The sequence below is a fragment of the Erythrobacter sp. YT30 genome, from assembly GCF_001542875.1.
Lineage (GTDB): Bacteria > Pseudomonadota > Alphaproteobacteria > Sphingomonadales > Sphingomonadaceae > Erythrobacter.
Genome location: NZ_LMAF01000002.1, coordinates 1167200 through 1180094, shown reverse-complemented (window position 1 = coordinate 1180094; position 12895 = coordinate 1167200). Strand labels below are relative to the sequence as shown.

At 57.2% G+C, this 12895-nt stretch carries 11 protein-coding genes; 6 read left to right on the top strand and 5 right to left on the bottom strand.

Annotated elements, in window-relative coordinates; all coding sequences use genetic code 11:
• The first annotated feature begins 58 nt into the window (after positions 1-58).
• Together AUC45_RS10275 and AUC45_RS10270 are read left to right on the top strand one after the other, a co-directional pair.
• Complete coding sequence (locus AUC45_RS10275; RefSeq protein WP_067601941.1) at positions 59-1243, top strand: AI-2E family transporter; 1185 nt, start codon at positions 59-61, stop codon at positions 1241-1243.
• 2 nt (positions 1244-1245) lie between these two features.
• Entirely contained in the window at positions 1246-2034 is a 789-nt protein-coding gene (locus AUC45_RS10270; protein WP_067601938.1) for a M50 family metallopeptidase, read from the top strand.
• Between the two features lie 3 nt (positions 2035-2037).
• Here AUC45_RS10270 and AUC45_RS10265 read toward each other — a convergent pair whose 3' ends face one another.
• Together AUC45_RS10265 and AUC45_RS10260 are read right to left on the bottom strand one after the other, a co-directional pair.
• Positions 2038-2676 carry a TetR/AcrR family transcriptional regulator gene (locus AUC45_RS10265; protein ID WP_067601934.1) on the bottom strand — a complete coding sequence of 213 codons (639 nt, stop codon included), beginning with the start codon at positions 2674-2676 and terminating at the stop codon, positions 2038-2040.
• Positions 2677-2812: 136 nt separating this feature from the next.
• Entirely contained in the window at positions 2813-3526 is a 714-nt protein-coding gene (locus AUC45_RS10260) for a lysophospholipid acyltransferase family protein (RefSeq protein WP_156423816.1), read from the bottom strand.
• Between the two features lie 75 nt (positions 3527-3601).
• Between AUC45_RS10260 and AUC45_RS10255 the strand changes: the two genes are divergently transcribed.
• Genes AUC45_RS10255 through AUC45_RS10245 form a run of 3 tightly spaced genes read left to right on the top strand, consistent with a single transcriptional unit; the run spans position 3602 to position 7464 of the window.
• Positions 3602-5152: a sensor histidine kinase gene (locus tag AUC45_RS10255; protein ID WP_067601932.1), complete on the top strand. Its 1551-nt coding sequence runs from the start codon at positions 3602-3604 to the stop codon at positions 5150-5152.
• A 6-nt stretch (positions 5153-5158) separates the two neighbouring features.
• Entirely contained in the window at positions 5159-5926 is a 768-nt protein-coding gene (locus AUC45_RS10250; RefSeq protein WP_067601928.1) for an ATP-binding cassette domain-containing protein, read from the top strand.
• The gene (locus AUC45_RS10245; protein ID WP_067601925.1) at positions 5926-7464 is read left to right on the top strand and encodes an ABC transporter permease/substrate-binding protein; all 1539 of its coding nucleotides are present in this window, start codon (positions 5926-5928) and stop codon (positions 7462-7464) included. The genes AUC45_RS10250 and AUC45_RS10245 overlap by 1 nt, the downstream gene beginning before the upstream one ends.
• Before the next feature lie 10 nt (positions 7465-7474).
• Here AUC45_RS10245 and AUC45_RS10240 read toward each other — a convergent pair whose 3' ends face one another.
• The 3 genes from AUC45_RS10240 to lgt all read right to left on the bottom strand — a co-directional run bounded on the left by AUC45_RS10240 (position 7475) and on the right by lgt (position 10931).
• The gene (locus AUC45_RS10240) at positions 7475-7906 is read right to left on the bottom strand and encodes a DUF2147 domain-containing protein (protein WP_067601922.1); all 432 of its coding nucleotides are present in this window, start codon (positions 7904-7906) and stop codon (positions 7475-7477) included.
• A gap of 71 nt (positions 7907-7977) precedes the next feature.
• Positions 7978-10125, bottom strand: a complete 2148-nt coding sequence (locus AUC45_RS16175) for an SAM-dependent methyltransferase (RefSeq protein WP_156423815.1) — start codon at positions 10123-10125, stop codon at positions 7978-7980.
• Positions 10023-10931, bottom strand: coding sequence for a prolipoprotein diacylglyceryl transferase (gene lgt, locus AUC45_RS15575; protein WP_233998680.1), 909 nt, complete (start codon positions 10929-10931; stop codon positions 10023-10025). The genes AUC45_RS16175 and lgt overlap by 103 nt, the downstream gene beginning before the upstream one ends.
• 226 nt (positions 10932-11157) lie before the next feature.
• On the opposite strand from lgt, the gene AUC45_RS10225 reads away from it, so the two are divergent.
• Positions 11158-12876 (top strand): class I adenylate-forming enzyme family protein, encoded by a 1719-nt coding sequence (locus AUC45_RS10225; RefSeq protein ID WP_067601915.1) that lies wholly within the window; start codon positions 11158-11160, stop codon positions 12874-12876.
• The last annotated feature ends 19 nt before the right edge of the window (positions 12877-12895 follow it).

Here is a 12895-nt window from a genome sequence, read left to right as displayed (position 1 = left end):
AGTCGGCATAAAGGGTCTGCTCTTGATCTTGAGCGCCAAGCGTCCGAAATGACGTGCCATGTCGGCTGAAGAACCCAACGATACGAGCGTCCTTGAGCATTGGAGCTTTTTGCTCGTGCTTGCTGGCGTCTCTGTCCTGTTTGTCTGGGTCGCATGGCCGTTTATCGGCCCGGTCATGTGGGCAACGCTTGCCGCGATCATGTTCCAGCCGCTTTATAGGTGGTGCCTTCGCACCTTGCGTGGCCGCAGGAATCTCGCAGCGACGCTTTCGCTGCTGATTATCTTTGTCGCCGTGCTTTTGCCTGCGCTCTGGATCGGCGCGATTGTCTTTGATGAGACTTTGGGCGTCATCAACACGCTGCGGGAAGAACCAATTGACCTCGTCGGCTGGTTCAACAGTTTCTACGCTCTCGTGCCACCCAGCGTCCAAAGCTTCGCCGAGGACAATGGCTGGACAAATATGTCCAACCTGCAGGATCAGCTGCAGGCTCTGCTGGGTGAAAGCGCCGGCATGATTGCAAGCCAGGCGGTGAGCATTGGCAGCGGCGCGCTTGGTTTTGTGCTGAGCTTTTCCATTGGCCTTTATGTCCTTTTCTTCCTGCTGCGCGACGGCAAGAGAATTGGCGAAACCATCCTCCATTCCGCGCCTGTCGAACGCGAGATCGCCGATCGTTTGGCCGATCGCTTCCTCGGCATCGTGCGCGCCGTAATCAAGGGTTCAGGCGTTGTCGGCATCGTTCAGGGAACTTTGGGCGGGATTATGCTTTGGATTGCGGGCGTGCCATCGCCGCTTCTCTTGGGCGTCGTCATGGCGATCCTTGCGCTGATCCCGGCGGTAGGAACGGCGCTCGTCTGGGCACCGGCGGGTATCTGGCTGCTGATTGTCGGTGAGACCTGGCAGGGCATTTTCGTGCTTCTTGCAGGAGGCGTTATCATCAGCTCGGCTGATAATGTCCTTCGCCCCATGCTGGTTGGCCGCGACACGGGCATTCCCGACTGGATCATTCTGGTCACGACCCTGGGCGGCATTTCGATTGCTGGGTTTTCCGGGATTGTCTTGGGGCCATTGGTCGCAGGACTGTTCCTTGCCAGTTGGGGCATCTTGCAAGAGCACAGGGCAGAGGACGAGGAGGCGGTTGAAAAATACCGGCTGAGGGTCGATTCCGATGGCCGCGCCCCCAAAGAGCCGCGCAGCGAACGCGCTGATGATCTGGACATGGCCTCACAACCGGAAAACGCCTGATCATGCTTGGATCAATGGTTGAACCGGGCAGTCAGGGCGAAGCGGTTGGCCGCTTGTTCCTTGCCGCCATCATCGTTCTTTTCCTGCCTGCCCTGCCGGGCGGGACATACCTCATCTATCCCTTCGTCATTCTCACCACATGGTTTCACGAAATGGGCCATGGTCTCACAGCGCTCGCAATGGGTCAGAACTTTATCCAGCTTCAGATTTTCGCGAATGGTTCAGGTGTTGCAGAAAGCCGGATTGCTGGCGATGCCTCGCCATTTGTCAGTGCTGCAATCGCTGCGGGCGGGCCGCTTGCCCCCGTGATGGCAGGATGCGCGCTCATCATCGCGAGCGCTCATCGCAAGGCATGGAGAGCAGCGCTCTGGATCACGGCCATCGCTATTCTGGCATCGGTGATTGCCTATGTCCGCTCGCCAACGGGCTATGCCGTACTGCCATTGCTTGCCGTTTTGCTAGTGGGAATAGCTTGGCGCGCGCCTGCGGGCGTCACCCGGTTTACACTGCAATTTCTGGGTGTGCTTGCCTCGCTCAGCATGCTGCGAGACTTCAACTACCTCTTCACCGAAGAAGCGGTGATCGGCGGTCAGCGTATGCTGTCAGACACCGGCCAGATTGAGGAAGCGCTGTTCCTTCCGCACTGGTTCTGGGCGGGCGTGATCTTGCTCATTTCGGGCGCGATGCTGCTCGCCAGTCTTAAATACGCGCTCAATGAAAAGCGATTGAGAGGTCTGCCCACCAAACGGCCAGCCAATATCCTGCAATTCAGGCAGAAACCGCCGCGATAGAGCTTATGATGCGACTTTCAGCATGTTGACGCCTGCTGCCGCTTCACCCGCTTCTGCTGACAATCCGATAAAGATCGTATCGACGATCCGTGCGAGCTTTTCCTCGGTCAGCCTATCGCCGAGATACAAGAGGCTATCAGGGACCGTATAGTTGCTGATCATCTGATTGATGAGCGAGAGTGTCTGATCAATATCAAGCCCCGCAAAATAGCCATCGGCCTGCGCCTGGACGATCAATTCGGACAGGTAATGATCGGCGAGATCGACATAGGATCGCACTCGCTCAAAATTCGTCGCACCCATCTCGCAAACGATGGCGAAGTATTCCGGGTCGCTTTGAAAGCGCTCTCTTGAAATGACGAAGCGGCGGCGGAAGAATTCGTACATCTTGCGATTGGGCGGCATATCAAGCGCAACCACCTCTTCCATCACGGAGATATGTGGGGCGAGCCATTTTTGGGCAACGGCATCGAACAGATCGTCATAATCTTCAAAGATCTGGTCGAAACGGCCGCGGGAAACGCCGCTTTCAGCAGCAGCTACGGTCAAGGAGATTTCGGTGCCACGCACCTTAATGAGATCAAGCACCAATTGCGCGATCCGCTCTCTTTCAAGCTTCCGGTCTTGATCGCTGATCGCCATAGTCCCTGATCCCTTCTGGTAAACCCACACATAGGGGCACAAACCAAACGCTTAAAGGCGCAGGGATATGTTTTGGTCGAGTTTTTGAGGGCGTTTCGTCGAACTCAGGATTGTTCGACCCGAAAAACCTTAGCGATCAGATATCGTTACGCCCGGCAATGATGTTCTTTGCCTGCTGCTCCAGCACTTTATAGCGTTCATAATCAGGCAGCTTTGAGCGCAGCCATTGCGCGATTTTCAGCAAATCCTCGCCATAATTGCCGGTCGGGATCAATGGCGGTCCAAAGCCAATTATGCGGTTCCTGTTATCAGCATAGGCAGGGACGATCGGTACGCCGGCCGCCTGAGCGATGTGGTAGAAACCCGATTTCCACTTCCCATCGGTTTTCCGGGTGCCTTCTGGAGCAATGACAAGCGACAATTCATCGCGCTTTGCAAATTCGGCTGCAATCTGATCAACCGCACTGGTGCGGCGCGTCCTGTCGACCGGAATACCTCCCATATCGAGCATGAAATTGCGCATCATTCCTTGAAACAGCGTGTGCTTTCCCATGAAATTGGGCTGCACCTTTTCCTCGTTAGTCGCGCCCGCGAAGAAGACAAAATCCCATGCTGTCGAATGCGGTGCACCAGCAATCACGCACTTCTTGAGATGGGTGGGGAACCGTTCGTCTATACGCCAACCCTGGAAATGCCAGACTGCGATAATGATCCGGCGCACAATGCGTGAAAGCAGCGTGACATTGCGTGTTTCGTTGTGCGGCAAATCAATCTCCCCTTCGGTTCCATGCCCTGATTTGAACGAATTACGCAAGGGAAAGCGATTTGGCTTCGCCGTAATACCGCGCATTCTGGCGCGCGGGCAGCATAAACTGGACAGCAAACCCATCTGCTTTTCAGTCAGGCAGAGCAGCGGCTTTGACCGATGAAACCATTGTTGTATGGCCGCCAACACCAGATCATGTTGACCGCAGACGACACAATCCCATGGCCTGCCGGCACGGCTCCTGATGGAGAATTGTGCGCAGAACCCGATCGCCTTGTCGTCATGGGCAGCTTTAAATGGGATCAGCTTGAAGGCGATGAGGAATTGTCGCGGATCGCTCGATTTGCAGCGCATCTGTGCGAAACACCCTCTGCAGCTGTCAGCCTTGTCGAAGCTGAACGCCAGGTATTTATCGCTCACGAAGCAATGGAGGTCGATGAAACCCCCCGCTCCACCAGCTTGTGCGCGCATGCCATGTTGCAGGGCGGGGTTCTCGAAGTTCGCGATTGCAGCAAAGATCCGCGCTTTGCCGATTTCGAGAGCGTTACCGGTGAAAGCCATTTGCGCTTTTATGCAGGCGCGCCGCTCATCTCAACCGAAGGCGCACCCCTTGGCGCGCTGTGCGTCATCGATACTGAACCGCGACCAGAAGGCATAACCGATCTGCAACGCGAAGGGCTTGAACTGCTCGCCACCAGTGTAAAACGCCGGATCGAGGCGCATCGCGAAGCTGCGCGCTCGGTTTCGGAGATCAGAAGCAGCGCCGAAAGGCTGCGTTTCATGCTCAACAGCGTGCCCGATATCGCATGGTCGGCGACACCGGGGCCCAAATGGGACTATTTCAACGCACGCTTCACCGAAGTCACAGGCCTGCCTCCTCGCCAAACCACCGAGGACTGGCGCGAGGTTATTCACCCGGACGATTTTGAAGCGAGCAATGCAAAGTTTTCTCATGCGCTCAAAACAGCCTCGCTTTTCGAGGACGAATGGCGCCTGCGTCAGGCCGATGGAAGCTATCGCTGGGTGATTTCGCGCGCGGTCCCATCGACAAGCGATCCGGCCACCGCTCGCTGGTTTGGCACTTTGACAGACATTGATGATCGCTATCGCTTCTCGCAGGAACGCGAATTGCTGGCAGGCGAGCTGGCGCACAGGATCAAGAACATCTTCTCCGTCATCACAGGCCTCATCACGCTGAGAGCGCGCGATACTGAAGAGATCAAGGCATTCGGCAAGGAATTGGCAGAAAACGTCTACGCCCTGTCGCGCGCGCAGGATTACGCTCTTCGATCGGAATCGTCGGGTGCGGAAGATCTGGCCGAACTGCTGAAGGTGCTGATGGAACCATACGGGATGCCTGGCTCCGATGCTGTCAGCATTAGCGGCGGAACCATCAAGGCAAGTAGAGCGGCTGCAACGCCCCTTGCCCTGATATTCCATGAATTGGCGACAAATTCCGCCAAATATGGCGCATTCAGCGTGCCCGATGGCCGCGTGGCTATTGAGATTGAGCAGACGGGCGAAGACATCGTGGTCCATTGGCGCGAAAGCGGCGGCCCGGCAGCGGATCCCTCCCCATCGCAAGGGTTTGGGACACGCCTCATTGAGATGACGGTGGGCCACCAACTGAACGGCTCGTTTGAGCGTTCATGGGAAAATGGTGCGATGCACGTCACCCTCACAATTCCGCGTATTCGGGTCGAGAACTAGACACTCGTGACCTCCATTTTGACCTTCGATCAAATAGAGCGCCGCTATGGCGCGTCCGGAGAAGTCGTGGCAGTTGGCGGGGTGTCCTGCGAAATCGCTTCCCGGTCTTTCACCGCAATGGTTGGGGCATCGGGCTCGGGCAAATCGACACTCCTTAAAATGGTAAATGCGCTCGTCGTGCCGAGTGCGGGGCGCGTTTTGTTTGGTGGGGAGGACGTAACAGCTCTGAAACCCGCGGCTCTTCGTCGCCGGGTCGGATATGTGTTTCAGGGGATCGGCCTGTTCCCGCATTTCTCGGTGGCAGAGAACATCGCCATCGGTCCAAGGCTGGCGGGCGAAAAACTGGCAGCAACGCGCATCGCCGAATTGCTCGAACTCGTTGAGCTTGATCCTGCCATGGCTGCGCGGATGCCCGATGAATTGTCAGGCGGGCAGCGGCAGCGCGTGGGCGTTGCGCGGGCTTTGGCTGGCGATCCTGAGCTTCTTTTGATGGATGAACCGTTCGGCGCACTTGATCCCATCACACGCGATGCCTTGGGCGAGCGGGTGCGCGAACTGCATGAAAAGCTGGGTCTCACCACGATCATGGTCACACACGACATGGCCGAGGCATTGCTCCTCGCTGACAGAGTTCTGGTGATGGATTCAGGATCGCTGGTTGCCGATTGCACCCCGCAGGAACTGCTGGCGGGCAAAGGCGGCGACATTGCGCAAGGACTGGTCGCAGTCCCGCGCCAGCAGGCTGAAAAGCTTGCCCGAATGGAAAGCGCATAGTGGAGGGGTTCTGGGAGATCCTCTGGGGGCTGGGCGATAAACTGGCAGCACACATCGTGCTGGCAGCAAGCGCGATCGGGCTCGGCATTCTGGTCGCCTTGCCGCTCGCCGTTTGGGCAAGCCGCTCACAGTCAGTTGCGCGGATTTCGCTGGGATTTGCGAGCCTTGTTCAAACGATACCAGCACTAGCGCTTCTGGCGCTGTTTTTCCCGATCTTGCTGTCGTTGCGCGCCGTGTTTGGCGAAGGCCTCCCGACGCTCGGTTTCCTGCCCGCGCTGCTGGCGCTCGCGCTTTACGCACTGCTTCCTATCCTCAGAAACGCTGTCACCGCGCAGGCCAATCTCGATCCCGGTGTCCTCGAAGCGGCCGATGGCGTGGGAATGACAAGCTGGCAAAAACTACGCCTTGTCGAAGCGCCGCTTGCCGCCCCCTTCATCATGGCGGGCATTCGGACAGCCAGCGTCTGGACGATTGGTGCAGCAACGCTTTCAACCACGATTGGCCAACCCAGCCTTGGCGACCCCATCTTTGCAGGGCTGCAAACGCAAAACTGGGCATTGGTGCTGGCCGGATGCTTTGCCAGTGCCGCACTCGCTCTGATTGTCGATATGCTGCTGGGCCTGATTGAACGCGGAATGGCAGCGCGCAATCGCTGGCAATATGGAGGCGGCATTCTGGCGGTTCTGCTGGGTCTCGCCGCAGCTTTCGCTTACCAATCTGGCAACAGAAATGACGACGCCATTGTCATCGCCTCAAAGCAGTTTTCAGAGCAATACATCCTCGCGCAATTGATCGGATCGCAGCTTGAAGAGGCTGGATACGAAGTGGAGTACCGCGATGGACTTGGCTCTGCGGTCGTTCATTCCGCGCTGGCTTCGTCCAATATCGATATCTCGGTTGATTACACTGGAACGATCTGGACCAACGAGATGAAGCGAACCGATACCGCGCCGCGCGAAGAAATGTACGAGGCCATCGTCAAATGGGACCGCGAGACGAACGGCATTCGCGTGCTCGGGCGGCTTGGCTTTGAAAACGCCTATGCTTTCGCCATGCGGGAAGATCGCGCGGCCGAGCTGGGTGTCACATCGCTTGAGGATCTGGTGCCCATTGCAGGCCAGCTGACTATCGGGGGAGACCCCGAATTCTTCGAACGCCCGGAATGGATAGCGGTGCGCGATGCGTACGGATTGAGGGTGGGAGAAACGCGCAATTTCTCGCCGACGTTCATGTACAATGCGCTCAAATCGGGCGAGGCCGATGCGATCAGCGCCTATACATCAGACGGGCGGATTGCAGAAGATCAGCTCATCATCCTTAAAGACCCGCGCGAGGCTCTGCCAAGCTACGATGCCATGCTGATGATGTCGCCACGCATCGCCAATGATGAGCGTATTGTCGCAGCGCTGGAACCACTGATCGGCGCGATCTCGGTCGAAGCCATGCGCGAGGCGAACTACGCGGTTGACCGAGAGGATGAAGGCAAGATGTCACCCAAGGCGGCGGCTGAAGAACTGGCCGACAAGATCGGTCTCTAGCCAGCCGCCCTTACTTTACCTTTTGCCATATCTGGGTTTGGCAAAACGGACCGATACAGCCTTTCACTTCAAGCGTGTTCGGCCCCTTGCGACGCAGGACAGAGCGATATGTCTTGCCGCTGTTGGGATCGTAAATCTGGCCGCGCCACAGGCTGGGCTCCTCCTTGAAGCCCGTTAGGATTGGCAGGCCGAGCAGTTTTCGCTTCTTCTTCTTGGGGTCCGGATTGTTGATATCGCGCTGATCAAGACCGTCAGGCGGGGCGACCAGAAAACGCGAAATCTTGCCGCATGTGGTCGCGCCGCATTTGGTGATGACGACGACCGCGTCCTTGTCTTGCGTGACCCAGCGGCCGGCAATGGAATCTGCCGCCAATGCTTGCGATGCACCAGCGGCCAACATCGATCCTGCGATGATCGATCGAATAATTTGTCGCGCACGCATTGAGGCACCTCTCTCATTGTCTCATTTGGTCATACGCGATGATCGAGCCAGCCGTTACACCTTGATTTCCATCATTCGAACCCGTGTCCAATCGGCCAGCGGCGACCGCACACGCCGAGCACTTTGAACAATGCGCCCATTTCGCCGTCCTCAACCAGGCGATTGCGCTGGCGCTGAATTTTGTCGGCTTCGGCGGGGTTCTTGCGTTGCAAAGCCTCGGTGCGCGTATCGATGCCCATCTGATACAGCCATTCGCCCTGCATCTGGAGGCCCATGACCTCTGCACCGTTCTTTTCTGCCACTTGGCCCAAGAGTTCAAAATCGACGTGAGCGGTCAGATCGGCAAGGCCGGGATGATTGAGCGGATCGACCTTCTTGTGATCTTTCAAGGCCTGCAAGGTTGATCCTGCGCGCAGCTCAAACGAGCCATAATCGATGATCAGCGCTGCCCCGCCCTGATTGGTGAGCCGCGTCGCGATCTCGGCCATTACGGACGTAGCGGCAGGGCTGGTCTCAATCATGGTTCCCTGGCTCGCGTTTTTCCAGCTGGGCGGCACGACGTTATCCATTGGCTTGTCGCCAGCGACGAAGACAAGCCGGTCATCGTCAAGCCCGACCATCCGCTCGTGCCAGCCCTGCGCTGAGCGCGTGAGCTGATGGATCGGCAACGCGTCGAAGAATTCGTTGGCAACGATAAGCAGCGGACGATCTTCAGGAAGGGTTGATAGGTCGTGGTGGAAAGTGACCGTGGGAAATGCCGCACGCTGGATTTTGCGCAATTCCATCGAGGTTTCGACAAAGTGCAACTTGGGGTCAAAACCATAGCGCGCGGCTGTGCGCATGATGTCAGTCATCAAGGTCCCGCGTCCGGGGCCAAGCTCGACCAGGTGGATGTTGTCGGATGATCCCATCTTCACCCAAAGATCTGCGATCCAAAGCCCGATGAGTTCGCCAAACATCTGACTGACTTCGGGTGCGGTGATGAAATCGCCTTCCTCACCCAAAGGATCGCGGCTCGCGTAGTAGCGCGCATTGCTCTCGGCCATGTAGTGAGCGAGGCTGATGGGGCCTGTTTCGCGGATTAGGCGGCGGAAAGTCTCGCCAAGGTTCTGGGCCTTTTCGACCGCGTCGGCTTTTTCATCAATAGCTGCTTGTTCTGCCGCTTTTTCAGCAGCGAGCTTTTCGGCTTCCGCCTTGGCAGCGGCCTCGGCTGCCTCTTTGGCTTTTTTCTCTTCTGCTGCTTTTGCGGCGGCTTCTGCCTTGGCTTTTTCTTCTGCTTCCTTCTTTGCCTTGGCCTCCGCCTCGCGCTTCGCTTTTTCCTCGGCCTCCTTCTTCGCCTTGGCCTCAGCCTCGCGTTTTGCCTTTTCCTCGGCTTCTTTCTTCGCCTTCGCCTCAGCTTCGCGTTTCGCTTTTTCCTCCGCCTCCTTCTTCGCCTTGGCCTCTGCTTCGCGCTTCGCCTTTTCCTCCGCCTCCTTCTTCGCCTTGGCCTCTGCTTCGCGCTTCGCCTTTTCCTCGGCCTCTTTCTTTGCCTTGGCCTCAGCCTCGCGTTTCGCTTTCTCCTCTGCTTCTTTCTTAGCCTTCGCTTCTGCAGCAAGGCGGGCTTTTTCTTCAGCCTCCCTACGAGCCTTTTCTTCTGCCTCGGCCTTCAGGCGCGCTTGCTCTTCGGCCTCTTTGCGAGCGCGCTCTTCGGCTTCCGCCTTGGCTTTTTCCTCCGCCTCTTTCTTGGCTTTGGCTTCCGCTTCGCGTTTTGCTTTCTCTTCGGCCTTGCGCTTTTCCTCGGCTTCCTTTTTCGCTTTGGCCTCTGCCTCGCGCCGAGCTTTCTCTTCGGCTTCCTTGCGCTTCTTCTCTTCAGCCTCAGCCTCAAGACGCGCCTTTTCTTCCGCTTCACGCTTGGCCTTTTCCTCGGCCTCGCGTTTTGCCTGCGCCTCAGCTTCGAGCCGGGCCTGCTCTTCTGCGCCAAGCCGCGCAGCTTCTTCCGCGGCGGCCTGCTGCGCTTTCAGTGACGCAGGTGCGGGTTCCAGAGGTATTTCGGTAACGCTGCCGTCAGGCTCAATTAGCTTAAGCGGCGCGGGCGACCACGCTTTCGCATCATCCTCAGGCCCTGCAAAAGCGCTGATTACGCCGCTTGCGTTTTCGCCGATCCCGTCCCCACTGGCCGCCTCGTCAGCGCGTAGAACGTTACAATCAACCCAATCACGATCAGCGGTATTGTCAGCCATTGGCCCATCGATAGTCCGGTTTGAACAGCGAAGTCTGACAGGTGACTGTCCGGCTCGCGGAAAAATTCGTTGGTGAAGCGCGCCAGTCCCATTCCAAGGATGAACACACCCATCAACAATCCAGGACGATAGCGCGCCCGGGTTTTCCAAAACATAAACGTGAGGATAATCAGCAAAGCAAGGCCTTCAAGCCCCGCCTGATAAAGCTGGCTGGGATGGCGCGGGAATTCATCAGCCTTGGCAAACACCATCGCCCAGGGAACATCGGTGACGCGGCCCCACAATTCACCATTGTTGAAATTCGCAAGCCGCCCGAGGAGCATGCCCATTGGCACGGTAACAGCGATGTAATCACCCACGCGAAGATAGCTCAGATTGGCGCGCCAGCACACGAACGCGGCTGCGACCACCACTCCGATCAGCCCGCCATGGAAAGCCATCCCGCCTTCCCATACTTCAAGCAATTTCCATTTAAGGAAGCTGTCGCCAGAAAAATCGAGGAACACAGAAGGATTGTCCGATGCACCGCCCGTGTAGAAAGCGGCATACCCCAGCCGCCCGCCGATTATTACGCCCAATGTGCAGTAGAAAAACAGATCATCGACATGCCGCTGCGCCATCGGCGCTCCCGGCTGCTTGATCATTTTCGAGACGTGCCAATAGGAAAAAATGACACCGATCAAATAAGCGAGCGAATAATACCGGAGTTCAAACCACCCGATTTTGAACAGCGACGGGCCTAAACTGTAATCGGACCACATGAGCGGGCCAGCCGCATCCGCGCTTGCGGCAAGTAGTGACAGCACTGATATAACCTCTTATTAGCATCGCTACACCACTCGCACTGCGTGGTATTGGCATTAGCTTTTGGCACAGCATGAAGCAGGGGGAAAGGCCCTCTGATGCCCGCCGGGGACAAGCGCGGGCTTATAGATTGCTGTATCCAGACCTGCTGGATCGCGGCCAGCATGCCAATCTTCGCGCGCGGGTGTGGGATCACGGCCAACAAGCCGAAGAAGGAGAGAAAAAAGCATGCCAACCCAGCTGGATAATGCGCTTGAAGCAATCATGGGCGAATTGACGAAAGAGGGAATGCCCTTCGTCACGGTCCCGTTTGAGCGCGACGGAGTTACCGTGCCAACCTTTGCAATGGCACCGCCGACGATGGCGCATTACTTCGCCCATTTCTGCAACGAGCACAAAGATGTGCCGTTTCTGGTGGATGGCGATATCCGACTGACTTTTGGCGAAGCGTATCAGGCTGCGGTCTGCGTTGCAGAAGGCCTGGCGACCAAGCATGGCATCGAAAAAGGTGATCGCGTTGGCATAGCAGCGCGCAATTCAGCCAACTGGATGATTGCCTATATGGGCATCGTGATGGCGGGCGGCTGCGCGACTTTGCTCAATGGCTTCTGGTCGGGCGAAGAGCTTGCATATGGCATCCGCCTTGCAGAATGTAAGCTCGTGCTGGCTGATGCTGGCCGCGCGAAACGGCTGGAAGGTCAGGATTACTCGGCAAAACTCGTGATGATGGATCACAACGCGCCGAGCGAGGGCCTTGGCGAAGTATGGGCCGTGCCAAGCGGTGACGGGCCATCTGTTGCGATGGCGATGCTCGGGCAGCTTGGCCCCGATGATCTCGCCTCGATCCTTTACACCTCCGGTTCAACCGGCCAATCGAAAGGTGCATGGTCCGATCACCGCGGCGTTGTCGCTGGCACAATGAGCTATGTCAGCCAAAGCGCAATGGCCAAGATTCTGCTCGAAAAACAGGGCGAGGATATGAGCGCGCAGCCCTGTGCGCTGGTGGCGGTGCCACTATTCCACGTGACGGGCGAAGTACCGCTGTTCCTGCAAAGCTATGCCATCGCGCGCAAATTGGTGCTGATGCCGAAATGGGACGCGGAAGAAGCCTTGCGCCTGATGGATGCGGAAAAAGTCACCTATTTCGTTGGCGTTCCGCTGATGAGCTATGAAATCGCAACGCACCCCAATCGCGACAAATACGATATCAGCGCCTGCAAAAGCTTCGCTGCAGGCGGCGCGCCGCGTCCGCTTGAGCATGTGACGAAGATCAAGGAAGCATTCCCCAAGGGATTTCCGCTGCTGGGATATGGCCTCACCGAAACGAATGCTGTTGGCTGCGGCAACTTTAACGAAAACTACCTTGCAAAACCGGGTTCAACCGGCCGCGCATCACAGCCGCTGGTGGAAGTCGCAATCATTGATGATGACGGCAATCATCTGGCTCAAGGCGATGTGGGCGAGGTCTGCATTAGAACAGTCGCCAATTTCCGCGGGTATTGGAACAATGAGGAAGCGACAAAAAAGGCGTTCACGTCCGATGGCTTCTTCCGCACGGGCGACCTCGGCTATCTTGATGAAGACGAATATCTATTCATCGTCGATCGCAAGAAAGACATCATCATCCGCGGCGGTGAGAATATCTCCTGCATTGAGGTTGAAGATGCCGTCTACGCTCACGCCGATATTGCCGAATGTTCGGTATTCGGCCTTCCCGATGATCGCATGGGCGAAGTGCCAGCCGCCGTCTTCCGCGTGAAAGATGGCCGCGATCCGATGACGGCAGCCGATTTGCGCGAATTCCTGCTGTCGCGGATCGCGCCTTTCAAGGTTCCGCTCGAAGAGCACATCTGGCTGGTAACAGAAACACTTCCGCGTCTCGGCACGCAGAAGATCGACAAGAAGAGCCTGCGTGAAGCCTATACCAAACAGCTTGCTGCGGCTTGATACCCCTTCCCTTGATCCC